The 25,730-nt window shown below is 47.4% G+C and carries 20 protein-coding genes; all 20 read left to right on the top strand.

What is annotated here, in order from left to right; translation table 11 throughout:
* The first annotated feature begins 199 nt into the window (after nucleotides 1-199).
* The 20 genes from ATL39_RS05045 (at nucleotide 200) to mutS (ending at nucleotide 25,715) form a co-directional block, all read left to right on the top strand.
* Nucleotides 200-1,867, top strand: coding sequence for a ribonuclease J (locus ATL39_RS05045; protein ID WP_120192210.1), 1,668 nt, complete (start codon nucleotides 200-202; stop codon nucleotides 1,865-1,867).
* Nucleotides 1,868-2,059: 192 nt separating this feature from the next.
* The gene (locus ATL39_RS05040; RefSeq protein ID WP_170146842.1) at nucleotides 2,060-4,411 is read left to right on the top strand and encodes an FtsK/SpoIIIE family DNA translocase; all 2,352 of its coding nucleotides are present in this window, start codon (nucleotides 2,060-2,062) and stop codon (nucleotides 4,409-4,411) included.
* An 18-nt stretch (nucleotides 4,412-4,429) separates the two neighbouring features.
* Entirely contained in the window at nucleotides 4,430-5,704 is a 1,275-nt protein-coding gene (yfmF, locus tag ATL39_RS05035) for an EF-P 5-aminopentanol modification-associated protein YfmF (RefSeq protein ID WP_120192209.1), read from the top strand.
* Complete coding sequence (gene yfmH, locus ATL39_RS05030; RefSeq protein WP_120192208.1) at nucleotides 5,705-6,994, top strand: EF-P 5-aminopentanol modification-associated protein YfmH; 1,290 nt, start codon at nucleotides 5,705-5,707, stop codon at nucleotides 6,992-6,994. It begins immediately after the preceding gene.
* Nucleotides 6,987-7,721, top strand: coding sequence for an elongation factor P 5-aminopentanone reductase (gene ymfI, locus ATL39_RS05025; RefSeq protein WP_120192207.1), 735 nt, complete (start codon nucleotides 6,987-6,989; stop codon nucleotides 7,719-7,721). Before yfmH ends, ymfI begins: the two co-directional genes overlap by 8 nt.
* Before the next feature lie 107 nt (nucleotides 7,722-7,828).
* Nucleotides 7,829-8,581, top strand: coding sequence for a DUF3388 domain-containing protein (locus ATL39_RS05020; protein WP_245960925.1), 753 nt, complete (start codon nucleotides 7,829-7,831; stop codon nucleotides 8,579-8,581).
* Between the two features lie 17 nt (nucleotides 8,582-8,598).
* Nucleotides 8,599-9,453, top strand: a complete 855-nt coding sequence (locus ATL39_RS05015; RefSeq protein ID WP_120192205.1) for a helix-turn-helix domain-containing protein — start codon at nucleotides 8,599-8,601, stop codon at nucleotides 9,451-9,453.
* Nucleotides 9,437-9,604, top strand: a complete 168-nt coding sequence (locus tag ATL39_RS17385; RefSeq protein ID WP_170146841.1) for a hypothetical protein — start codon at nucleotides 9,437-9,439, stop codon at nucleotides 9,602-9,604. Before ATL39_RS05015 ends, ATL39_RS17385 begins: the two co-directional genes overlap by 17 nt.
* A gap of 57 nt (nucleotides 9,605-9,661) precedes the next feature.
* Nucleotides 9,662-10,240: a CDP-diacylglycerol--glycerol-3-phosphate 3-phosphatidyltransferase gene (pgsA, locus tag ATL39_RS05010; RefSeq protein WP_120192204.1), complete on the top strand. Its 579-nt coding sequence runs from the start codon at nucleotides 9,662-9,664 to the stop codon at nucleotides 10,238-10,240.
* Between the two features lie 20 nt (nucleotides 10,241-10,260).
* The gene (locus ATL39_RS05005; protein ID WP_120192203.1) at nucleotides 10,261-11,511 is read left to right on the top strand and encodes a competence/damage-inducible protein A; all 1,251 of its coding nucleotides are present in this window, start codon (nucleotides 10,261-10,263) and stop codon (nucleotides 11,509-11,511) included.
* Nucleotides 11,498-13,114, top strand: coding sequence for a DEAD/DEAH box helicase (locus tag ATL39_RS05000; RefSeq protein WP_120192202.1), 1,617 nt, complete (start codon nucleotides 11,498-11,500; stop codon nucleotides 13,112-13,114). The genes ATL39_RS05005 and ATL39_RS05000 overlap by 14 nt, the downstream gene beginning before the upstream one ends.
* 239 nt (nucleotides 13,115-13,353) lie before the next feature.
* Nucleotides 13,354-14,400, top strand: coding sequence for a recombinase RecA (recA, locus tag ATL39_RS04995; RefSeq protein WP_120192201.1), 1,047 nt, complete (start codon nucleotides 13,354-13,356; stop codon nucleotides 14,398-14,400).
* 136 nt (nucleotides 14,401-14,536) lie between these two features.
* Nucleotides 14,537-15,586: a 2,3-butanediol dehydrogenase gene (locus tag ATL39_RS04990; protein ID WP_120192200.1), complete on the top strand. Its 1,050-nt coding sequence runs from the start codon at nucleotides 14,537-14,539 to the stop codon at nucleotides 15,584-15,586.
* Between the two features lie 451 nt (nucleotides 15,587-16,037).
* Nucleotides 16,038-17,603, top strand: a complete 1,566-nt coding sequence (gene rny / locus ATL39_RS04985; RefSeq protein WP_120192199.1) for a ribonuclease Y — start codon at nucleotides 16,038-16,040, stop codon at nucleotides 17,601-17,603.
* Nucleotides 17,604-17,677: 74 nt separating this feature from the next.
* Nucleotides 17,678-18,472 carry a TIGR00282 family metallophosphoesterase gene (locus ATL39_RS04980; protein ID WP_120192198.1) on the top strand — a complete coding sequence of 265 codons (795 nt, stop codon included), beginning with the start codon at nucleotides 17,678-17,680 and terminating at the stop codon, nucleotides 18,470-18,472.
* Nucleotides 18,473-18,625: 153 nt separating this feature from the next.
* Nucleotides 18,626-18,886 (top strand): stage V sporulation protein S, encoded by a 261-nt coding sequence (locus ATL39_RS04975; RefSeq protein ID WP_120192197.1) that lies wholly within the window; start codon nucleotides 18,626-18,628, stop codon nucleotides 18,884-18,886.
* Nucleotides 18,887-19,106: 220 nt separating this feature from the next.
* A complete protein-coding gene (locus tag ATL39_RS04970; RefSeq protein WP_120192196.1) occupies nucleotides 19,107-20,780 on the top strand; it encodes an ABC-ATPase domain-containing protein in 1,674 nt (557 codons plus the stop codon).
* A 98-nt stretch (nucleotides 20,781-20,878) separates the two neighbouring features.
* Complete coding sequence (miaB, locus tag ATL39_RS04965) at nucleotides 20,879-22,480, top strand: tRNA (N6-isopentenyl adenosine(37)-C2)-methylthiotransferase MiaB (protein WP_120192195.1); 1,602 nt, start codon at nucleotides 20,879-20,881, stop codon at nucleotides 22,478-22,480.
* A 2-nt stretch (nucleotides 22,481-22,482) separates the two neighbouring features.
* On the top strand, nucleotides 22,483-22,914 hold the full coding sequence (locus ATL39_RS04960) for a YlbF/YmcA family competence regulator (protein WP_120192194.1): 432 nt from the start codon (nucleotides 22,483-22,485) through the stop codon (nucleotides 22,912-22,914).
* 197 nt (nucleotides 22,915-23,111) lie between these two features.
* Nucleotides 23,112-25,715, top strand: a complete 2,604-nt coding sequence (mutS, locus tag ATL39_RS04955; RefSeq protein WP_425452967.1) for a DNA mismatch repair protein MutS — start codon at nucleotides 23,112-23,114, stop codon at nucleotides 25,713-25,715.
* Nucleotides 25,716-25,730: the final 15 nt, after the last annotated feature.

Raw genomic sequence — 25,730 nt, 5'->3', positions numbered from 1 at the left:
GCACAATGGCGGGATGAAAAGGCCTGATTACATATGGAAAAGACAACCGGGCCCCTTTTCCGATAGCAAAGAACCTTGTATTCTTATTTCTACTTGCGTTATACTACAATCAAGTGCTGGACCGGGTATGCAAAGAAAATAGATGACTGCTGCGATCACACTACTACAGAAGAATATAGACTATATAGGAGGAAACACATTGTCAAATCAAAATACAGACAGCATTCGTATTTTTGCCTTGGGCGGCGTAGGCGAAATTGGTAAAAATATGTATGTTGTGGAAACAGAAGAAGATATTCTCATTATTGAAGCGGGGCTAATGTTCCCGGAAGATGATATGCTCGGCGTAGACATCGTTATTCCGGACATCTCGTACCTCGTACAGAACAAAGAAAAAATCCGAGGTATCATCGTGACACACGGACACGAAGATCACATAGGAGCGCTTCCCTACATTCTTCGTAAGATTAACGCGCCGGTTTACGGCACAAAGCTTACGATTGCGATTGTGGAAGATCATATTAAAGAAAACGGCCTCCGTAAAAAATCGGATCTGCGCACGTTTGATCCTAAATCCCGTCTGACAATCGGCAGCCTGCCTGTGAGCTTTTTCAGAACGACGCACAGCCTGCCGGATTCTATCGGCGTATGCATCGACACTCCGCAGGGACTGATCGTGCATACAGGAGATTTCAAATTCGACCAGACGCCGATAGACGGCCAGCTTACTGAAATCGGCAAGCTGACCAATTACGGTAAAAAAGGCGTTCTCTGCCTGCTTTCCGACAGTATTAACGCGGAAGTACCGGGGACGACTCCTTCTGAAGCGGTAGCAGGCGAGCAGATGATGGATGCCTTTATTGAAACAAAAGGCCGTATTGTCGTAACAACGTTTGCATCCAATATTCACCGTATTCAGCAGGTGATTAATGCATCAGAAAAAGAAGGACGCAAAATTGCGGTAGTGGGCCACAGTATGCTCAAAGCAATTGAAATTTCACACAAACTCGGCTACCTTCAGCATCATGAAGATACCTTTATTGAGACAAACGAGGTGGAAAGCTATGCGCCTCATCAAATAACCATATTGTGTGCCGGAAGCCAGGGAGAGCCGATGTCTGCGCTGACCCGTCTTGTGAAAGGGGCAAACCGCCAGCTTTCCATTCAGGAAGGCGACAAAGTGCTTATTGCTGCCAATCCGATACCGGGCCATGAAAAAACCGTCAGCCGTACAATTGATGCAATTTATCAAGTAGGCGCGGAAGTGGTTTATGGAAAGAACAGCATTCATACGTCCGGGCACGCCAGCCAGCAGGAATTAATGACAATGCTCAATATTGTTAAACCGAAGTATTTTATCCCGATCCACGGGGAATACCGGATGCAGTCCGCCCACGGCGAACTTGCTGAGAAAGCCGGCGTTAATCCGGCCAATATCTTTTTAGTCGATAAAGGTGAAGTGGTTGAATTTACGAAACGCAAAGCCCGCCGCGCCGGCAAAGTATCTTCCGGCAACGTATTAATTGACGGACTCGGCGTAGGAGATGTCGGAAACATCGTTCTCCGTGACAGGCGCCTTCTATCCGAAGACGGCATTCTCGTTGTGGTCGTTACCCTGCATAAGAAAACGGGAACGATTGCTTCCGGTCCGGATATTATTTCCAGAGGGTTCGTGTATGTACGCGAATCGGAGGAACTGCTTGAAGAAGCCAATAAAAAAGTAACAGCTACGCTTGAGAAATGCATTGCTGAAAAAGAAAAAGAATGGTCTACGTTAAAAAGCAGCGTCCGCGACGTGCTGAGCCGTTTTCTTTATGAAAAAACGAAGCGCCGTCCTATGATTCTGCCTATTATTATGGAAGTTTAATTTAAAAAAGAAGAAGAGCCCTGCTGATTGGAATCTATGATTCTCCAGCAGGCTCTTTGCATATGAAGAACTAAAAAATACAAGCCGCAGCGCCTTAGCAGCAAAGGCATATGCTATAATAACAACAGGCATATCCGAACATAGAATGGTTTTAAAACAACAGGTGAGAACAGATAATGAGGTGGACAATCAGTGGCAAAAACACGTAAACGAACAAAAAAATGGTCCAAAAAACGAAAAAGCGAAATGAAGATAGAGTGGACGGGACTGGTTCTGCTTACCCTGGCTTTAACAGCGCTGTTTCAATTCGGGCTGGTAGGAGAGCTGCTCGTTTCTTTTCTGCGCTTTTTTGCAGGGGACTTTCATATCGTACTGAACCTTGCTGTAATGGCAGTAGCAGCTGCTTTCATTTTCAAGAAGAAATGGCCGCGGATAAATAAACGCATTGGAGCAGGCGTTCTGCTGGGCGCTCTCTCCGTACTGATTTTCAGCCACATTTCTTTTATGAACCGGGCAGGAAATGGGGAGAGCAGCCTGGCCGTCACGTGGAATGCATTTACAGAGCAGGCGTCAGGAGCAGCCAATGCATCAATTGGAGGAGGCATGACAGGAGCGCTGCTGTATACGGGTACATACACCCTTTTCGGGGTGCCGGGCTCTTATCTGATTGCTGTGCTGCTTGCTGTCGTGGCGTTAATGATTATTACCGGCGTAACGATACAGGATCTGGCTAATGGGACAAAAACCAAAGCAGGACCAGCTGTGAAAAAGACGCAGGCCGTGCTCAGTGAAAAATATCAGGCTTCCAAAGAACAGCGGGAGCAGAAAAAGCAGGCTCGCGAAGCTGAACCAACACCAAAACCTGCAAAAAAGAAGCAGGCACCAAAAGCTAAAGAGCCGGAGTACGAACAGCAGGAGCTGGTGGAACAGGAGCCGGAAACCCCGCTTATCTACAATTTTGCAGAAAACGCCTACGAAAAGCAGGAGGAGCCGGAAAAACCAGCCGCCGCGCCGGCAAAGGAAAAAGCAGCAGAAAAGCCTGCTGAAACAGGCGGAGACGCTGAAGTGATTGAGGAAGCTGTACTGGCCTCTTCGGCGGAAGAAGAGAATAAAAATTATATACTGCCTTCACTTGATTTATTAAATGCACCGGAGCGGAATACCCAGCATGTAGAAAAACGTATGCTGAGTTCAAATGCAAGAAAACTGGAAGAGACTTTGTTAAGCTTTGGAGTGAAAGCAAAGGTTAACGAAGTTCACCTGGGACCGGCCGTAACTAAATACGAAGTGCAGCCGGATACCGGCGTGAAAGTGAGCAGGATTGTCAATTTAACCGACGATCTGGCACTGGCTCTGGCAGCTCGTGATATCCGTATTGAAGCACCTATTCCAGGAAAATCAGCCGTCGGCATTGAAATACCGAATCAGGAAGTGGCAATGGTGACGGTCCGGGAAGTGCTGGAAACCGGAATGAAAAAAGACAATCACCCGCTTGCCGTTGCTCTTGGCCGTGACATATCAGGAGAACCAGTGCTGGCTGCCCTGAATAAAATGCCGCATCTTCTCGTAGCAGGTGCTACAGGAAGCGGAAAAAGTGTGTGTATTAATGGAATCATTACGAGTATTCTTATGAAAGCAAGGCCGCACGAAGTAAAACTGATGATGATTGACCCTAAAATGGTAGAGCTTAACGTGTATAACGGTATTCCACATCTGCTGGCACCGGTAGTAACAGAGCCAAAACGTGCCGCACAGGCACTGAAAAAAGTAGTAGCCGAAATGGAACGGCGCTATGATCTGTTTTCCCACACAGGTACGCGCAACATGGAGGGCTACAATCAGTATGTAAAGAAAGAAAACGAGAAAAATACGGAAAAACAGCTGGAACTGCCTTACATCGTTGTCATCGTGGATGAGCTGGCCGATTTAATGATGGTCGCTTCAAGCGACGTAGAAGATGCGATTACAAGACTGGCACAAATGGCAAGAGCTGCAGGGATTCATATGATTATCGCAACCCAGCGCCCGTCTGTTAATGTAATAACAGGAGTAATTAAAGCAAACATTCCATCGCGGATCGCATTTGGGGTAACGAGCCAGATCGACTCCCGTACGATCCTTGACAGCGGGGGTGCTGAGAAACTTCTCGGAAAAGGGGATATGCTGTTTTCTCCAGTAGGATCAAACAAATCCACCCGTATTCAGGGCGCATTTATTTCCGACGGGGAAGTTGAAGCGATTGTCGCCTCCGTAATTGCCCAGCAGAAAGCAAATTACCAGGAAGAAATGATTCCTGATGACAAGGTAGAACAGGTAGAAGAAATAGATGATTCTTTATATGACGAAGCGGTAGCATTTGTTGTAGAAAGACAAAGCGCCTCTGTTTCCATGCTGCAGCGTAAGTTCAGGGTAGGCTATACGAGAGCCGCACGCCTGATTGACGCCATGGAAGAACGGGGTATTGTAGGACCTTACGGCGGGAGCAAACCAAGAGATGTGATCTCCGCCCCTCCGGCAGCCGAAGAAGAAGCACCGCGCTATTAAGAAAGGGGCTCAAAGCCAATGGTAGAGAAAGAACAGATTAATACGGGAGCCGCACTTCATCTGCTTCCGACAAAAAAATTCAAAACGACAACGATTCTTCTGCAGATGCTTGCACCGCTTGAGGCGGAAACCGCAACAGAACGTTCGCTGCTTTCCCAGGTATTAAAAAGTGCAACAGCCGACTATCCTTCACGTAAAAGCATCCGCTCCCACCTGGATTATTTATATGGAGCCGTTTTTACGACGGACGTAGCAAAAAAAGGCGACTATCATCTGCTGACCTTCCGGCTCGATATTGCCAATGAGCGGTATATTGAACATGCAGAACCGCTATTGGAAGAAGGACTCGCTTTTCTAAAAGGAGCTGTTCTGTCCCCTTATCTGGAAAATGGTATCTTCTCTGAGAAAATTATTGCAGAGGAAAAACGCAACCTCCAACAGCGGATGGAAGCCGTATACGATGACAAAATCCGCTATGCCAACAACCGTATGCTCCAGCATATGTTTCCGGAGGATCCTTATAGATTACAGGCTCAGGGAGAGCTCGAACGTCTGGAGGCTGTATCAGCGGAGCGCCTGATGACAGTATATGAATCCATGCTGAAAGAAGATAAGGTCGATATGTATATCATCGGGGATGTAGAAGAAGCCCAGGCCGCCAAAGCAGCTTCGGCCTTTTCCGTATTTGAAGAAAATCGTCACGTTAAAAAAGCTGCAGGAACCGCTTATTCCGTCAGGGAGACGCCTAATCATATAAAAGAAACCGATGATATTCAGCAGGGTAAACTGCATATTGGCTGCCGGGTGCCGGTCTATTTTAAAGATTCTTCGTTTGCTGCCATGCAGGTAGCCAATGCGCTGCTCGGCGGATTTCCTCATTCGAAGCTGTTTTTAAACGTCAGGGAAAAAGAAAGCCTCGCTTATTATGCAGCATCGAGGTATGACAGCCTAAAAGGCTTTGTAACAATTATGGCCGGTATCGAAACGTCCCAGTATGATAAAGCACTCGCTATTATTACAGAGCAGATTGAAGACATGAAAATCGGGCGTTTTACCGAAGACGAAGTAGAGCAGACTAAAGGCATGCTCGTCAATCAGCTGCTTGAAACTGCCGATTCGGCAAAGGGTACCGCAGACCTGCTGTATCAGGGCATTGTCGGAGAACGCCAGATATCCATGGATGAATGGATCAGCCAGGTGCAAGCCGTTACGCTTGAAGAAGTAGCCGACTGCGCAGCAGATATTGTAATAGATACTGTATTTTTTCTTCACGGAGAGAAGGAGGACCAATAAATGAACACGCTCGAAAAAAGCACCATTGATGAAAAGCTTTATTACGAAGTACTTGATAACGGCCTGCAGGTGTATATTCTGCCGAAGAAAGGCTTTCATAAAACATTTGCCACATTTACGACGAACTACGGCTCAATCGACAATCATTTTACGCCGATTGGAGGCAGTGAGCCGGTAAAAGTACCGGACGGCATTGCTCATTTTCTGGAGCATAAAATGTTTGAAGATGAAGAAGGGGATGTGTTCCAGACGTTTGGTAAACAGGGGGCATCGTCCAATGCGTTTACGAGCTTTACGAAAACGGCCTACTTGTTTTCAAGCACCGCGCAGACAGAAAAAAATATCAGTACGCTGCTGGATTTTGTACAGCATCCTTATTTTACGGAGGACAGCGTGGAAAAAGAGAAGGGCATTATTGAACAGGAAATCCGCATGTACGAAGATCAGGCGGACTGGCTTGCCTTTTTCCAGCTTCTTGGAGGCATGTATCATGAGCATCCGGCAAAAATCGATATCGCCGGTACGGTAGAATCTATCTATGACATTACGAAAGAAGATTTATATACGTGCTATGAAACGTTTTACCATCCATCCAACATGGCGCTGTTCATTGCAGGCGACGCCGAGCCGGAGGCGCTGATGGCGTTAATTAAAGAGAACCAGGCAGGCAAGGAGTTTCCTCCTGCACCGGAGCTGAAACGAATTCTTCCGGAAGAGCCGGCTGAAGCGGCATCTGATAAGAAAGTTCTGGAAATGAGCGTTAATACGCCAAAAGTGCTCGTCGGCTATAAAGTGCTTCAGGAAAGAACCGGCGAAGATTTAATGCGTTATGAACTTGCCATGGATCTGCTGATGGATACGCTGATCGGCCCCGGCACTACCTTTTACGAATCTTTGTACGAAGAAGGTCTGATAGATGACTCGTTTTCCGGTGAGTTTCAGGTAGACCGTTCGTTCACCTTTTTTGTAGCAGGCGGGGACACGGCGCAGCCGGACGAGCTTCAAAATCGTATTACAAGCCTGCTCGAAACAAAAGATCCGGCTGCTTTTGATTCAGAAATGTTTGAGCGTATTAAGCGCCGCAACATTGGTACGTTTCTGCGCCAGCTTAACAGTCTCGAATTTATGGCAAGTCAGTATACGAGCTATGCCTTCGCGGGAATGGATATGTTTGACACAGCAGCTATGCTGGAGTCTATTACAGCAGAAGAATGCCTGGAATTATGGAATCAGCACTTCCACGGACCGGAACGTTCCGTATCTCAAGTCGTAAAAAAGAAAAATGAGTAGCAGAAAGCCGTTTGTATTAGTAACCGGGGCAAGCGGTGCGATTGGAAGCGCCGCTGCCGTTAAACTTGCCGGGGAAGGGCATTCATTGTTTCTGCACTGCCACAGCGCTTCGGAAGACCATATGGATGAACTTGCCGAAGCGTGCCGCTCCTATGGGGCGGAAGCATATGTAGTCCGTGCCGATTTATCAAAAGAAAATGGAGCAGAAATCTTGCTTCAGCAGGTGCATTCCCCGGTCAGCGGTCTGGTTTATGCAGCAGGAGCTTCTTTGTATGGGCTCCTGCAGGATGCAGAGCCGGAAGAAATTATGAACCAGTTCCATTCCCATTTGATTCAGGCGGTCTTCACGTCCCAAAAGCTGCTTCCTTATATGATTCAGGAAAAACAGGGAACGATGGTGTTTATTTCTTCTATCTGGGCAAGCAGCGGGACGGCCATGGAAACGGTTTATTCGGCTGCTAAAGGGGGAATGGAGGCATTTGTTCGTTCTCTTGCAAAAGAAGCTGCTCCGAGCGGTGTGAAAGTTAATGCAGTTGCTCCCGGAGTAATTGATACTCCCATGAACGGTATTTTTACCGGCGAAGAGCGTGAAGATCTCGTCGCGCAGATTCCGGCAGGGAGAATGGGCCGGCCTGATGAAGTGGCAGAAGCCGTCGCTTTTTTATTCTCAAACAGCTCATCGTACATGAATGGTCATATTCTGCAAATAGACGGAGGCTTTTCATAAAAAAGCTTTGTACCGTATTTAGACAAACGTTACAATAACAGTAACCAATCTATATATAGTTCAGTACAGAAAGGCAGGCGGAGACAATAGAACCTAAAGAATGGTATATGGAGTATGAAATTCATGAGAACAGACCCGGCCTTCTCGGGGACATTTCTTCCCTGCTCGGTATGCTCTCTATTAACATCGTAACGATCAATGGCGTAGAAAACAGCCGCCGCGGCATGCTGATCCGCAGCCGGCAGGATGATTCGGTCGTAAGACTTCGCAGCATTATGGAAACAATCGACACTATTACCCTTCGGAAAATCCGGGAACCGAGGCTCCGCGACCGGCTGGCCGTTATGCACGGGCGCTATATTGAGCGGGATGCCGATGATAAAAAAACGTTTCGGTTTGTACGGGATGAATTAGGACTGCTCGTTGATTTTATTGCCGAGCTATTCAAAAAAGATCGGCATTATTTAGTTGGTATCCGCGGGATGCCCCGTGTCGGAAAGACCGAATCGCTTGTCGCAGCAAGCGTATGCGCCAATAAGCGCTGGACATTTATATCGTCCACTCTTCTTCGCCAGACGGTAAGAAGCCATCTGGGGGAAGATGAAAAAGGAGAAGGACATATTTATATTATTGACGGCATCGTCAGCATGATGCGGGCTCCACAGAAGCACAGGGATCTTGTTGACCAGGTGATGAAGCTCCCCTCGGTTAAAGTAGTCGAGCACCCGGATATATTTATCCGTGAGTCCCACTACACGATCCAGGATTTTGATTGTATTATAGAACTGCGTAATGATGAAAGTCAGGTTATTACGTATGACGTAGTGGATTCCGGCTTTTCTTCGTTTGATATTAGTTAAATGATAGGTGGTACAGCATGTCAGAATTAGGAGCTTTTCTGCGAAACAAACGGTTGGATCAGAACATGTCCCTTGATTATCTCCAGGAAGCGACGAAAATTCAAAAACGTTATCTGCTGGCCATTGAAAACGGACAGTATGAAGCTCTTCCGGGAGCTTTTTATGCAAAAGCCTTCGTAAAAAGCTATTCGGAAGCGCTCGGCCTCAATCCGGATACGGTAATAGAACAGTACGGAGGAGAGCTTCCGGAAGTCCATCATCCTGAAAACAGGCGGAAATCCCGCATGGATCGTCTCCAGCGCCGCAGGAAAGCGTCCGGAAAGTCTCAGGGCAGACCAACGCTTCTGCCTGTATTTGCGGGCATCCTATTTCTGGGAATTGTCGGTTTCGGGCTGTTTCTGGCTATTCAGGGCCTGAGCGACAGCGGCGACCAGTCCTCTTCTCCGGGGGACGATCCGGGAGTGCAGGTAGAATCAAACGAAGACCCCGGAGAACCGCCTGCTTCTCAGGAAAATGAACAAGAAGAGGATGCTCCGGCAGAAGAAGAAGAAGAAAACGGCAGCCAGCCGGAAGAAGTATCAAGTGAAGGCATGGTAACTACATTTGACGTCTCTGGTATGGAAACGCTGGAGATAGAGCTGACGTTCACCGGCGAATCGTATATTGATACAAAGGATGAGAGCGGCAGTATTATTGACCAGTATGATGGAACCGCTGATATGGACCCTGTCACTCTGGATTATAGTGATCTGGATTATGTTCTCTTGAATATCGGGAATACCTCAGGTGTAGAACTAACCATTAACGGCGAAGCATTTGAATGGCCGAATGATTCTATTCACCAGAACATTGTGTTTGAAAGAATGGAGTAAAAAGCGCCGCAGCTCCGGCGCTTTTTTTCATCCATTATTTACAGATGCGATCTGCCGGTTAAAAGAAGAACGGAAAAAAGCCCGGCAGACCAGCGGGAAATGTATACGCATCCGCCGCTGGGTGGAAGAATTATGGTACAATAACAACTGACATCATTTTTTTAGATGAGCGCTGTTTAGAAAGAAAAAGAAGAGAGGTAAGCGCCTGATGAACCTTCCTAATAAAATTACATTGGCACGAATAGCATTAATTCCACTGTTTGTGTTTTTCATGTTAATTCCTCCATGGTTTGGCATGATTGGATCCGGCACGTCCAGTATCCCTGTGTCTCATGTAATAGGCGGTGTTATTTTTATTGTGGCCGCTGCTACCGACTGGCTTGATGGATATATTGCCAGGAAGCACCAGTTGATAACAAGCTTCGGAAAATTTCTTGATCCGCTTGCAGACAAGCTGCTTGTTACAGCTGCGCTGCTTGCATTAATTGATTTACAGCTTCTGCCTTCCTGGATGGCGATCGTGATTTTAAGCCGGGAGTTTGCCGTAACCGGCATCCGGCTTGTAGCTGCTGCCGAAGGGGACGTCATTGCCGCAAGCGGACTTGGCAAATGGAAAACTGTTTTTCAGATGGCGGCTATTACCGTGCTGCTTTTCCATAACCTTCCGTTTAGTTTGATCGGGCTTCCGCTCGGCATGGGACTGATGTGGATTGCTGTAATCCTGACTATTGTTTCCGGCGTTGATTATTTTATGAAAAACAGACATGTGATGCTGAAATCCACCTAACAGAAAGAAGGACTGTCCTTATGAATGCAGAAATAATCGCGGTAGGATCAGAGCTGCTGCTCGGCCAAATAGCCAACACGAACGGCCAGCATTTGTCAAAAGAACTGGCAGCTCTTGGTATCAGCATTTTCAGGCATACTGTGATTGGAGATAATACCGCACGGCTTCACGAAGCAATAACCGAGGCTGAAAAGCGGGCGGATCTGGTAGTACTGACCGGAGGGCTTGGACCGACAGAAGATGACCTTACCAAAGATGTGGCAGCAGAGCATGCAGGACGTAAATTAATAGAGCATCCCCCTTCAATGAAAAGTCTCACGCTATTTTTTGAAGAGCGGGGGATGGCGCTGACAGAGGCCAATAAGCGTCAGGCTCTATACTTAGAAGACAGCTGTGTGCTGGAAAATCACAACGGGCTTGCCTGCGGGGTAGCATTTAAGCAGAACGATACGCATTATATGCTTCTTCCCGGACCGCCTCATGAAATGAAAATGATGTTTGAAAAAGAAGGAAAGCCTTATCTGCTGAAAAACAGGAAGGAAAATAAAGTGATCGAATCAAAAATTTTCCGCTTTACGGAAATCGGAGAGTCGACGCTTGAAGCAAAACTTAAAGATATTATAGGATTTCAATCCAATCCAACCATTGCACCGCTTGCTTCAGAAGGAGAAGTCATTATACGCGTAACAGCGGCCGCTTCGACAGCAGAGGAAGCTGACAAGCTGATCGCTGCAACCGAACAGCAGATTCTCGAACGCGCCGGAGAGTACTGCTATGCTGTTGGGGAGAAGCCGTTGATTGAGCTGACGCTCGACCGGCTGAGAGAGTCCGGCAAAACCATTGCAGCGGCGGAAAGTCTGACCGGCGGATGGTTTGCCAAAAAAGCGATAGATGTAGAGGGCGCTTCAGCCGTATTTGCGGGGGGAGCCGTAGCCTATTCGGCCTCTGCCAAGGAGCAGCTTCTCGGTGTCAAAGCTGAAACGATTGCTTCCTACGGTACGGTAAGCCGGGAGTGCGCCGAAGAAATGGCCGTGAACGTTAAAGACTACATGCAGGCTGATGTAGGTATAAGTTTTACAGGAGTGGCCGGACCGGACCCGCTTGAAGGTCATCCGCCGGGCACCGTCTGGATCGGACTGGCTGTAGATAATGAAGTAAAAGCTTTTCCGCTCGAACTAAGAGGAAGCAGAAAATTAATCAGGCATTCTGCCGTGTTTCACGGCTATCGACTGTTATGGAAAGAAAAGGTGATAAATAATGACGTTTTTTGATGATTTTTCAATTCGCAGTGAAATAAAACAGGCTGTAAAGGAAATGGGATTTGAAGAACCTTCCCCTATTCAGGAAAAAGCTATCCCGAAAATTCTGGAAAAAATTGATTTAATCGGGCAGGCCCAGACAGGTACGGGAAAAACAGCTGCTTTCGGCATTCCGATTATTAACAGCGTAACGACAGAAAAACACGTTCAGGCTATTATTCTGACCCCTACAAGAGAGCTTGCCATCCAGGTGTCCGGAGAAATTCAAAAGCTGTCCCGTCATGTAGGTGTTCGTACGATGCCTATATACGGCGGCCAGTCGATCGGCCATCAGATCCGGGCTTTAAAAGAAGGAGTCCAGATTGTGATCGGCACACCGGGCCGTGTTCAGGATCACCTCCGCCGGGGCACGCTTGAACTGAATCAGGTGAAAACAGTCGTCCTTGACGAAGCAGACGAAATGCTCGATATGGGGTTTGTTGAAGATATTGAAACGATATTAAAAAGAGTGAATAAAGACAGGCAGACTCTGCTATTCTCCGCCACAATGCCTCCTGCTATTAAGAAGCTTTCCCAGAAATACATGGTAAAGCCGCAGGTTGTATCCATTAATAAAGGAGAAGTAACGGCTCCTTCCATCGCCCAGGTATATTATAAAGTGCTGGAAAAGAACAAACAGGATTCCCTGTGCCGAATTCTCGACAGCCAGGATCCTGAGCTCGGAATTATTTTCTGCCGTACAAAAAAAGGCGTTGCGGAACTAACAGAAGCGCTGCAGGCGCGGGGATATCTGGCGGACGGCCTGCACGGCGATTTAAACCAGGCCCAGCGTGATGCGGTCATGAAAAAATTCCGTGATGCGTCGATCGAATTTCTTGTGGCAACAGATGTAGCGGCACGCGGGATCGACGTACAGAACGTCAGCCACGTGATTAACTATGATATTCCCCAGGATCCGGAAAGCTATGTGCATCGTATCGGCCGGACCGGACGCGCCGGTAAGAACGGTCAGGCGCTTACGATTGTAACTCCGAGGGAAATGAAGCACCTTCGCTCTATTGAAGCAGAAATCAAAATGACCATTCCGTCCAGTGAAGTGCCTTCTATTGAAGAAGTGGTCGAAAAGCAGCAGGAATCGTGGAAAAAAATGATTACGGATCAGTTCAGCGAAGAAGAGCACCTGAATTTATTTGATGACCTTACCGATGAATTATTAAAAGAATCCGATCCAAAAGACATTATCCGTGCGTTAATGAAAATGAATTTTTCGGGCTCGCTCGGCGGAAATGACGATGCGTATAACTTCGGAGAAACCGGCGGAGCTAAAGGGATGACGCGTTTCTTTATTAACGTAGGAAGAAACGTTAATATGAGCCCTAAAATTCTGATCGAGGAAATCTCCGAAGCGGTTGGCATTGCCGGCAAAGCAGTGGGACGCATCGATATTTTTGAAAACTTTACGTTCGTAGAAGTGCCGGATGACGTGGCGCCGTTCGTATATGAATCTCTGCGCTATTCCAGAATTAACGGAGCAAGGGTAAACCTTGAACCGGCAAAGCCACGGCCGAAACGTACAAATACGTCTCCCCGTCCTGCTGCGCGACAGACAAAATAGTACCGGGCTGCCTGCATCGAAGCAGGCAGCTTTTCCATTAGCCGCCGTTATGGCCCCTTTGGAAAAAATAATAAAAAAAGCGAATGGATGTTCGCAAATTAGTTGGCAAACGGAACAAAAAAGGGTATGATGTATTTAGCGATAAAGTGCAGCAGCGATTCACCAGCGTTCCTTCTTTTTTCCAATAAATCGGGGGAGGCATTGGAAAAAAACAGCATTTAATAAAAAGGAGAGATCATATGAATGATAGAAAAGCCGCGCTCGACCAGGCGTTGAAAAATATTGAAAAGCAGTTTGGAAAAGGATCCATAATGAAAATGGGGGAGCAGACCGACCGCCGCGTCTCCACCATTTCAAGCGGTACATTGGCAGTTGATATTGCTCTTGGAGTCGGCGGTTACCCGCGCGGCCGTGTTATTGAAATTTACGGACCGGAATCTTCAGGTAAAACAACAGTTGCCCTCCATGCGATTGCAGAAGTGCAGCGCGGCGGCGGCCAGGCGGCATTTATCGATGCAGAGCACGCGCTCGATCCGGCATATGCAGCCAAACTCGGCGTCAACATTGATGAACTTCTTTTGTCCCAGCCGGACACGGGAGAACAGGCGCTTGAAATAGCAGAAGCACTTGTACGAAGCGGCGCAGTTGAGATGATCGTTGTTGACTCCGTAGCAGCGCTTGTACCAAAAGCGGAGATTGAAGGAGAAATGGGCGATACCCACGTTGGTCTTCAGGCACGCCTAATGTCTCAGGCGCTTCGTAAATTATCCGGTGCGATCAGCAAGTCAAACTCGATCTGCGTATTTATTAACCAGATCCGTGAAAAAGTCGGCGTTATGTTCGGAAGCCCGGAAACAACTCCAGGCGGACGCGCGCTTAAGTTCTACTCTTCCGTACGTCTTGACGTAAGACGTGCGGAAACGCTGAAACAGGGAAATGAAATGATCGGTAACAAAACGAGAATCAAAGTCGTAAAAAATAAAGTGGCACCTCCGTTTAAAGTAGCAGAGGTGGATATTATGTACGGAGAAGGAATTTCCCGTGAAGGATCGGTGCTTGATATTGCAGCCGAACTGGATATCGTTCTGAAAAGCGGTGCCTGGTATTCATATGAGGGCGAACGCCTTGGCCAGGGACGCGAAAATTCCAAGCAGTATTTAAAAGAGCATCCGGAAATATTGAACGCCATCGAGCGGCGTGTCCGCGAACACCACAATTTAACTATCACACCTGAAGAAGATGTGAAACAGGAAACAGAGCCGGCTCTTTCTCTCGAAGACGAATAACGATATGTTCAGAAAGCACTGTCCACAACGGACGGTGTTTTTTTTCGTGAATGTGACATGGCTCACAGGCAGCATCCGCCGTATCGGCTACACTAATAAAAGAACCACTATTTTTATTTCGACAAGGAGGAATAAAATGAAGGCAGCGTTATGGCATAAAGCCAAACATGTTACCGTGGAAGATGTAGAGGAGCCGGCGGCAGGTGCGTATGAAGTTAAAATTAAAGTGAAATGGTGCGGGATCTGCGGAAGCGACCTGCATGAATACCTGGCAGGACCTATTTTTATACCTGTAGAAGCACCGCATCCTATCAGCGGGGGCAAAGCACCTATTATTATGGGACATGAATTTGCAGGAGAAGTGGTTGAAATTGGCGAGGGTGTAACGAAAGTAGTGCCGGGCGACCGGATAGCGGTTGAACCGATTCTGGCTCCTCATGAAAAAGGCTCCTATATAGATGAAAAGTATAATTTAACTCCATTATTAGGGTTTCATGGTCTGTCAGGAGGAGGCGGAGGTTTTTCGGAATATACGGTAGTAGGAGAACATATGGTGCATAAACTGCCTGAAGAACTCTCCTATGAGCAGGGGGCACTTGTCGAACCGGCGGCAGTAGCGCTGCACGCAGTGCGCCGGAGCAGTTTAAAAGCCGGCGACACGGCCGCTGTATTTGGCACCGGCCCTATCGGCCTGCTTGTGCTGGAAGCGCTGCGGGCTGCTGGTGCTTCCAAAGTGTTCGCAGTTGAAGTGTCCGACTCTCGTAAAAAGATGGCAGGGCAGCTTGGCGCTCACGTAATTGATCCGACTGAAACAGATCCGGCGGCCGAAATTCAGCGGCTCACAAATGGAGGGGTGGATGTTTCTTTTGAAGTAACCGGAATACCGAAAGTGCTGAATCAATGTATTAACAGCAGCCACAGTGGAGGAGAAACGGTCATTGTAAGTATTTGGGAATCTGAGGCGTCGATTTCCCCAAACGATCTTGTCATAAAAGAAAAAACAGTAAAAGGCATTATTGCCTACCGCCATGTGTACCCAGCTGTGATGGAATTAATGAAACAAGGGTACTTTAAAGGTGAAACCATGGTTACAAACAAAATTACGCTTGCTGAAGTCGTGGCACAGGGATTTGAACAGCTCGCTCATGATAAAAGCCAGATAAAAATTTTAGTCAGTCCCGAATAGCCGCTGTATTATTTTTAATGAAGGATGCCTCCGTGCATAGGAAGCATCCTTTTCTGCCTGCCTGAAGAGAACGTATGATCTTTTTTCCCTTTCATGCCTTAAAGAATGAAATGGCATACATAAAGCCCCGGCTATCGGTGAAACCGTCTGAAATCCTTATAAGATAAGGGTTTCAACGATTACAATATCTTGACATGTATCTTTCATAAGGATACAATTAAGAAGCAGATACCGAATGAAGCGTCCGGAAGATGTCTGGTATACGTCTTTTGGAAGGTTTTTGGTATCTTACCGTTTTATGCATAAAAGTAGAATGAAACGCTTTTTTCTTTTCTGGATAAAAAAACAGTAAAAGCATGCCTGTCAGGCATGTGAAGATTGAAATGAAGAAAAGGGCATTCTCCTGGAGGTAACAGGAGGCAAAACTAGATAGCAAGAGGAGGTGACAAGTATGGATAATATCTTACTCATCTCCATTTTGCTTATTGTCGTTGCAGCTTTAAGTGGATTTGCAGGCTATTTTGTACGTCGTTCTATTGCAGAAGCGAAGATTTCTAGTGCAGAACAGGCAGCTAAAAATATCGTGGAAGATGCAGAGCGAAAAGCAGAAGCCAGCAAGAAAGAGGCTGTATTAGAAGCGAAGGACAAGGCTCATCAGCTTCGCGCTGAGGCGGAACAGGATGTAAGAGACCGACGAAATGAAGTGCAGAAACAAGAATCGCGTCTGTTGCATAAAGAAGAAACTCTGGACCGTAAAAGTGAAACCCTGGATAAAAAAGAAGAATCGTTGGAAAGAAGAGAGGAAACTCTCGCTGATAAACAACGACAGGTGGACGATAAAAACAGCAAAGTGGAGGAGATTTTATCTCAACAGCAGGAAGAATTAAATAGAATTTCCGGCTTGACCCGCGAAGAAGCGCAGGATATCATACGCCGCGATGTCGAGAAGGAACTGCAGCATGATCTGGCCGTACTCGTCAAAGAAGAAACGGCCCGTGCGAAAGAGGAAGCAAACAAAAAATCCAAAGAAATACTTTCGCTTGCCATTCAGCGCTGTGCAGCAGATCACGTCGCGGAAACAACCGTGTCGGTAGTTAACCTTCCAAATGACGAAATGAAGGGACGTATTATCGGTCGTGAAGGCCGTAATATCCGTGCTCTTGAGACATTGACGGGAATTGATCTTATTATTGATGATACGCCTGAAGCCGTTATTTTATCCGGTTTTGACCCTATTCGAAGAGAAATTGCCCGTACAGCTTTAGATAAGCTCGTACAGGACGGGCGTATTCACCCGGCCCGCATTGAAGAAACGGTAGAGAAATCCCGCCGTGAAATCGATGAAATGATCCGGGAATACGGGGAACAGGCTACCTTTGAAATGGGTATTCACAACCTGCACCCGGATTTAATAAAAATTCTCGGACGTCTGCGCTATCGTACAAGCTATGGACAAAACGTCCTGAAGCACTCTATGGAAGTAGCCCATTTAACGGCTATGATGGCTGCAGAACTTGGAGAAGACGAACATCTGGCACGCCGCGCCGGCCTGCTTCATGACATCGGTAAAGCGATTGACCATGAAGTGGAAGGAAGCCACGTGGAAATCGGCGTAGAGCTTGGCCAGAAGTACCGGGAAAATAGTGTAGTTATTAACAGTATCGCTTCCCACCACGGTGATACGGAAGCAACTTCTGTTATTGCGACACTCGTAGCCGCAGCGGATGCGCTGTCAGCAGCGCGTCCCGGGGCAAGACGTGAGACGCTTGAAACGTATATCCGCCGTCTGGAAAAGCTCGAAGAAATTTCAGAGTCTTTTGAGGGCGTGGAGAAAACCTATGCTATTCAGGCCGGACGTGAAGTCCGCATCATGGTAAAACCAGAAATTGTAGATGATGTGGTAGCCCACCGTCTGGCACGGGATATCACAAAACGGATTGAAAATGAACTGGATTATCCGGGACATATCCGGGTAACCGTTATCCGTGAAACAAGAGCAGTAGAGTATGCTAAATAAAGCGGCGGCAGCGCCGCTTTATTTTTTTCGTTAAATAATACGCTGAAAGTTTGAAAGAAAAGAGGACGTGTAGAATGAAATTATTATTTGTAGGGGATGTGGTCGGCTCTCCCGGCCGCAAAATGATTACGGAGTACCTGCCGAAATTAAAGAAAAAATACAAGCCCGCCGTGACGATCGTAAATGGGGAAAATGCTGCCGGCGGACGCGGTATTACAGAGAAGATATACAAAGGCTTTCTGGAAAGTGGAGCCCAGGCTATTACGATGGGAAACCATACGTGGGACAATCGGGAAATTTTTGAATTCATCGGAAATGCCCCGCGGCTGGTGAGACCCGCCAACCTCCCTGCAGGCGTACCGGGAGTCGGCTGTACGTATGTGAAAATAAATACGCTCGAAGTCGCCGTGATCAATTTGATTGGACGTACGTTTATGCAGGCAAGCGATGATCCTTTTCAAAAAGCAGAAGAGCTGATCGAGGAAGCCAGAGCGAGAACGCCTTTTGTTTTTGTTGATTTTCATGCAGAAGCAACGAGTGAAAAGCAGGCAATGGGCTGGACGCTGGACGGAAGAGCAACAGCTGTCGTCGGCACGCACACCCACGTCCAGACCGCGGATGAAAGAATTCTGCCGGAAGGAACAGCTTATTTAAGTGATGTAGGAATGACCGGTCCGCGTGACGGCATACTTGGAATGGAACGGGAAAGCGTTCTTTATAAGTTCAAGACCGGCCTGCCGGCCAGGTTTGAAGTGGCGCAGGGACGGGAACAATTAAGTGCAGTCCTTATTGATGCAGACGATAAAACCGGACGTGCCGTTTCCATTAAACGCATCCAAATAGACGAGGATCATCCATTCTTTGAATAAAGCACCGGAGGATTTTTTCCTCTCTGTTTAATTGTCAAAATCCTTTGATTTTTTAAAAAACAGTTACCAGAAAAAGGAGGATTTTTCAGTTCTTCTCTTGAATACTATTAAAACAATGGTCCAGGCTTTAACCCACACAAGGAGGTACTATTAATGGAAGTATTAAAAGTATCAGCCAAGTCAACCCCAAACTCTGTAGCAGGTGCCTTAGCCGGTGTAATTAGAGAAAAAGGAGCAGCAGAAATTCAGGCGATAGGTGCAGGCGCCATTAACCAGTCTGTAAAAGCCATTGCTATAGCCCGTGGATTTGTTGCACCGAGCGGTATTGATTTAGTATGTGTCCCCGCTTTTACAGATATTGTTATTGACGGGGAAGAGCGGACGGCTATCAAACTCATAGTAGAACCAAGGTAACTGGAAAAACAGGGCGCGGGCGTCCTGTTTTTTTACGTCCTTTATGCTTTCTATTTCCAGTGCAGGTCCGTAAAAGCAGGCAGCCTTGATTTTTTCTGTCCCGGGCTCTATCATGGAGGAAGAGAAAATATTAGTTACGGAGCCGTATATAAAAGGCAGGCACCTGAAAATCAGGTGCCTTTTCTATGCCTGTTATTATTTGAAGGAGGAAACGATATAGATGCAGCAATTAAAAAAGCAGCTACAGCGGATTGATAAAAAAGGCTATAAAGCCTATAACGATATAAAAGGATCTTATAGATTTGAAGGATTTACACTCAAAGTGGATCATGTGCAGGCGGATCCTTATGCTTCGCCTTCCAAAGTACGGGTGGTCATCTCCCTGCAGGACCTCGGTATCGGGAAAGATGAACAAACGACTCCTTCCCGTAAAACAGCAGTAATTGACTATTTCGCTGAGCGGATGATGAAAGAGCTCCGCAGCGGAAAAGACCAGGGAGGAATTTTAATTGACGGCCCGGGGCAGGAGGTCATGGATCGTACCGCTGTAAAAATCAGCGCCGGCGAACTGGAAGTAAGGCTTTCGGTACACCTGCCGGCAAAAGGACGCACGATAATGGGAAAACAGGCGGAAGAGCGTTTAACCGGAAGGCTTCCGGCCGCCGTGAAAAAAGCGGTTCATCAATTTGAACAGAAAAGCCTGAAAGACGCGCTGGAACTGGCCGATCAGCAGGATGAAATCCGTCGTTATCTGACAGAAAACAAAGCAGCCGGATTTATTGCAAACGGCGCCGTTCTTCCCAGGGAGAGCGGCATCAGCAGCCGTCCAATGAAAAGCGCGGAAGCCCGCACGTTTCAATCACCGCCGTCCATGGAAGTGACTATCCCGCTTCCCCACCGCAGCCCAATTTCCGGAATGCTGATAAAGGAAGGCGTGACGCTTATTACCGGAGGCGGCTATCACGGTAAAAGCACCCTGCTCGAAGCAATCGAAAGCGGTGTGTATAATCACCGCCGGGGAGACGGACGCGAGTATGTGATCACGTTGGCCGATGCAGCAAAAATAAGAGCTGAGGACGGCCGCAGCGTGACCCGGACGGATATTTCCATGTTTATATCCAACCTGCCCAATAAAAAAAACACGGCTCAATTTACAACAGAAAATGCAAGTGGCAGCACGTCCCAGGCCGCAAATATTATGGAAAGCCTGGAAGCAGGGAGCCGCTGCCTGCTGATTGATGAGGATACAAGTGCCACGAATTTCATGATCCGCGACAGCCGCATGCAGGAACTTGTTCACAGCAGCAAGGAACCGATCACGCCATTTGTATCAAGGGTTCGTCCTTTGTACAAAGAACACGGTGTTTCTACGATATTAGTTGTCGGCGGCACCGGGGATTATTTCAGTAAAGCGGATACGGTTCTGATGATGGATGAGTACATTCCGTATGATGTAACTGAAGAAGCCCACCGGATTGCTGAAAAAGATGTAAGAGCAGAACCGGCAGAAAGCGCTGCTCCGCTCCCTGCCGGCCGGAAAATACAGTGGAACAGTTTTGATGCAAGCCGGGGCAGGAAAACGAAGGCAGGCGCAAAAGGACGCAGCACGATCATGTATGGAAAAGAAACGATTGATCTTTCCAGCGTGGAGCAGATTGTCAACACAAGCCAGACAGAAGCAGTGGCCCGGATAATCCAGGCACTTGAAAAGCATTTTGCTTCCCGCGCGGTGTCGTTTGAGGAAGCGTTCCGCTATATTGATAAAATCTACAAAGAAAAAGGACTCGACGGCTTTTCCATTCATGAAGGCGTTCATCCGGGAGAAATGGCTCTTCCGCGAACGGTGGAAATTGCTGCCGCCGCCAGCCGCTACCGCAGGCTCCGCACGGAGTAGTCGGAGCTTCTATACAGCGCGGCGTTAATATACTACAATGTATAAAGAAGAAAGCTATAAGCCTTCCTTGAAGGACCAGAGAGAAAGGAGAGGGCGTAATGAACGAAGACCAGAGAAAACAACAGCTCAACGAATCACCCTCATATAATCATGACAAAAAGGATACACCACAGAAAGACTACAGCGCCTATTTTGACTTTTCGAGCGCTTCCATAGAGGAAAAAGAAGGCCGCCAGTATATGAAAATCGGCGGCCGCAGCATTCAAATTAACGAACAGCCTGATTTTAAAAAGGGGAAAAAGCGCGGCAAAGAAGAAGTGGAAGTTCAGTATGGCTTCAACGTTCCTGAAGAAATGCGCCAGATGGGCCGTGGGAAAAAATATTTAATCCGAACGTATGGCTGCCAGATGAATGTACATGATACAGAAAATATGTCAGGCATCCTCGAAGAAATGGGCTTTACAGAAACATCGGAAACGACTGAAGCGGACGTTATCTTTTTAAATACGTGCGCGATCCGCGAAAATGCTGAAAATAAAGTGTTTGGAGAACTCGGCCATTTAAAACCGCTTAAACTGGAAAAGCCGGAGCTTATTATCGGCGTATGCGGCTGTATGTCCCAGGAAGAAACCGTCGTAAACCGGATTCTGCAAAAGCATAACCATGTGGATCTTATTTTTGGTACACACAATATTCACCGGGTGCCTGAACTGCTTCAGGATGCCATTTTAGGAAAAGAAATGGTCGTTGAAGTATGGTCCAAAGAAGGCGATGTTGTCGAAAACATGCCCCGTAAACGCGCTGGAAAAACACAGGCATGGGTAAACATTATGTACGGCTGTGACAAGTTCTGTACATACTGTATTGTGCCTTATACAAGAGGGAAAGAACGAAGCCGGATGCCGGAGGATATTATTCACGAAGTCCGGGACCTTGCCAGACAGGGCTACAAAGAGATTACGCTTCTGGGCCAGAACGTAAACGCCTACGGCAAAGATCTGGAAGGCAACTACCGGCTGGGGCATTTAATGGATGACCTGCACAAAATTGATATTCCGAGAATCCGCTTTACGACAAGCCATCCCCGTGATTTTGATGATCATCTGATCGAAGTGCTCGCCAAAGGCGGCAACCTCGTCGAACACATTCATCTGCCCGTACAGTCCGGAAGCAGTGAAGTGCTGAAGCTGATGGCCCGTAAGTATACGAGAGAGCAGTACGTCGAACTTGCCGGCAAAATTAAAGCAGCTATTCCGCATGCCTCGTTTACAACGGATATTATCGTCGGCTTTCCAAACGAAACAGACGCCCAGTTTGAAGAAACGATGTCGCTCGTAGAGGAAATGGATTACGATATCGCCTATACGTATATTTATTCCCCAAGGGATAATACGCCGGCTGCAAAAATGGAAGACAACGTACCGATGGAAGTGAAAAAAGAGCGGCTCGCCCGCCTGAATAAACTCGTCAATGATATTTCTGCACGCCGCAACGCAGAACTCGAAGGCAAAGTGGTCGAAGTGCTGATTGAAGGCGTCAGCAAGAAAAACGAAAACGTCTTATCCGGTCGCACAAGAACGAATAAAATGGTCAACGTAGCCGCACCGGCAAGCTGCATCGGCCAGGTCATTTATACGAGAATTACAGAAGCAAAAACATGGTCTCTAAACGGAGAGCTTGTAGAAATGGCGGAGGTGTAACGATGGAACAGCAGTATGCAACAAAAGCAGACGTGCTGGCGAAAGCCAAAGAACTGGGATCCATGATCGCAGAAACCGAAGAAGTCGATTTTTTCAAGCGCGCAGAAGCACAAATCAATAAAAACCTGCGTGTGCAGGAACTGATCGGAAAAATAAAAGCCAAACAAAAAGAAGCGGTAAACCTGCAGCATTACCAAAAGCACGAAGCGCTGAAAGAAACAGAGCGCGAAATTGATGAGCTTAATGCAGAAATTGAAAGCATTCCTCTCGTCGTGGAGTTCCAGCAGAGCCAGACAGAAGTAAATCATCTGCTGCAGCTCGTCTCCACGTCTATCTCCAATACGGTGACAGATACAATTATTGAATCAACGGGCGGGGACAAGCTGCAGGGTACGACAAACCATAATCCGTTCATGAATATCACAAAAAAGTAAGCTGCATATTGTTCAAAGGGCCGGCCGGCGTTTATTAACCTAAACGCCGGCTGCTTTTTCATCATGGACCAAAATAAAACGTTATTATATAATTTCACAAACCAAAATATTTTTAAATAAGAGGTTTCCTTCGTTTAGGGGAAGGAATCAGCTATGCTATAATAAAACAGATATAAAGCGATTGAAAAGCTGGAGGAATGATTTTTGTGACTCAGGAAACGCCAATGATGCAGCAATATAAACGAATTAAAGCAGAATATACCGATGCTTTTTTATTTTACCGTTTGGGTGATTTTTATGAATTGTTTTTCGAAGACGCAGTAAAAGCTGCGCAGGAATTGGAGATTACGCTGACGAAGCGCGGAAGCAAAGGGGATCAGGATATTCCTATGTGCGGGGTGCCGCATCATTCGGCAGAAGGGTATATTTCCACGTTGATTGAAAAAGGGTATAAAATTGCGGTCTGCGAGCAGGTGGAGGATCCGAAAACGGCCAAAGGGGTCGTAAAAAGAGAAGTCGTTAACCTGATAACGCCGGGAACCGTTATGGAAGGCCGGGCCATTCATGAAAAAGAAAATAATTTTATTGCCGCCCATTACCAGCAGGAGGATGGCACAGCGGGTTTTGTAAAAGCCGATCTAACAACCGGTGAAATTTACGGTGCCCGGCTGGAAGCCGACCGTCCCGCCTGGGAGCAGGAGGCTTCTAAAGCTAATGTGAAAGAACTTATTCTGCAGGAAGAGCCTAAAGACGGGGAGTGGAAAACATTTGCCGGCACGTTTTCGGTACAGAAGTCAGCTGAGATTCCAGAAGAATTCTCCTCCCTCTGCACCCATATAAGCAGTGCTGCGATCCTGCGGGCTTTCGGTTTATTAAGCAGCTACCTGTCGCGGACGCAGAAACGTTCGCTTGATCATCTGCAGCCGATTCACCTGTATGAACCCCGTCAAAAAATGCAGCTGGACCGAAATTCACGGAGGAACCTGGAGCTCACCGAAACGATCCGGGACCATAAGAAAAAAGGCTCCCTGCTATGGCTGATGGACCAGACGATGACAGCGATGGGGGCACGCCGGGTAAAAAGCTGGATGGAAGAGCCTCTGCTTCAGGAAAAAGAAATAACGGACCGCCAGAGTATCGTGCAGTCCCTGCTTGACCATTTCTTTGAAAGAGGGGATCTGCGGGATCGTCTTAAGTTTGTGTATGACCTGGAGCGGCTCGCCGGTAAGGCGGCCTTTGGAAACGTAAACGCGCGGGAGCTTGTGCAGATGCGCCGCACGCTTCAGGAGCTGCCCGAAATTATTTCGATTTTAAAGCAGGTGGATAACGGCCTGCTTCAGGAATGGATTACTCCGCTCGATCAGTTTCATGGACTGCTGGAACTGTTGGAAGACGGTTTGGTGGAAGAACCTCCCGCTCTTATTACAGAAGGCGGGATGTTCCGTATGGGCTTTCACGAGACGCTGGATGAATACCGGGAAGCGAGTACAAATGGCCGGCAGTGGATCTCCAAGCTGGAGCGTGATGAAAAGCAGGCAACGGGTATAAAATCCCTTAAAGTAGGCTTTAATCGCGTGTTTGGATATTATATCGAAGTGACAAAAGCGAACATTCCGCTTCTGCCTGAGGGGAGATATGACCGGAAGCAGACGTTGACGAACGCTGAGCGTTTTACAACCCCCGAGCTGAAAGAAAAAGAAGCGTTGATTCTGGGCGCTCAGGAAAAAAGTGTAGAACTTGAACATACGCTCTTCTTAGAACTAAGAGAAAAGGTGAAAACGTATCTTCGTCCTCTACAGGAAGCAGCGCTTGTAATCAGCCAGCTTGATGTGCTGCAGGGATTTGCCGAACTAAGCGACCGCCAGGGCTACGTCCGGCCGCAGATGAGCAGGGACGGCAGCGTCCATATTAAAAACGGTCGACACCCGGTCGTGGAAAAAATTGTAGGCCCGGGAGAATATGTGGCAAACGATGTTTATATGGACCAGGGCCGCAATATGCTGCTTATCACCGGACCGAATATGTCTGGTAAAAGCACCTTTATGAGACAGGCTGCTTTGATTTCAATCATGTCCCAGACCGGCTGCTTTGTACCGGCGGAGGAAGCAGAGCTGCCTATTTTTGATCAGGTATTCACGAGAATTGGAGCTGCTGATGATCTGGCATCCGGACAAAGCACCTTTATGGTAGAGATGCTCGAAACCAACTATGCGCTCTCCCATGCGTCCAAAAACAGTCTGATACTGCTTGATGAGATTGGAAGAGGCACGTCCACCTACGACGGCATGGCACTTGCCCAGGCCATTATTGAGCACATACATGAGAGCATCGGCGCGAAAACGATGTTTTCAACGCATTACCATGAATTAACGACCATCGCTGATTCTCTTTCCAATCTGCAGAATGTTCATGTGCGGGCGATTGAAGAGGAAGGACAGATTGTCTTTCTGCATAAAGTGGAGGAAGGAAGCGCCGATGAAAGCTACGGCATTCACGTAGCGAAGCTTGCTGATCTTCCGGATCCCCTGCTGAGCAGAGCAGATGAGCTGTTAAAACAGCTTGAGCAGAAAGAAAAAAGCAGCGGAATGGTTGAACCTGTCTCCATTCGGGAAGCAGCCCCTGCAAACGATGAGCCGACCCAGCTGACGCTGTTTCAGGAAGAAGAACAGGCCGAAGCAGCAAAAGCAAAAAACGGAAAGCTTCATCCAATCCTGGAGGATATCCGTAAAACAGACGTGCTCCATTTATCGCCGATGGAAGCACTTGAGAAGCTTTACCGGATGCAGCAGAGACTCCGCTGATGAGGAAGGGAGACA

The sequence above is a fragment of the Sinobaca qinghaiensis genome, assembly GCF_003610495.1.
GTDB lineage: Bacteria > Bacillota > Bacilli > Bacillales > Marinococcaceae > Sinobaca > Sinobaca qinghaiensis.
The sequence above is the reverse complement of the archived record's forward strand: the minus strand, read 5'-3'. Positions and strand labels throughout refer to the sequence as shown.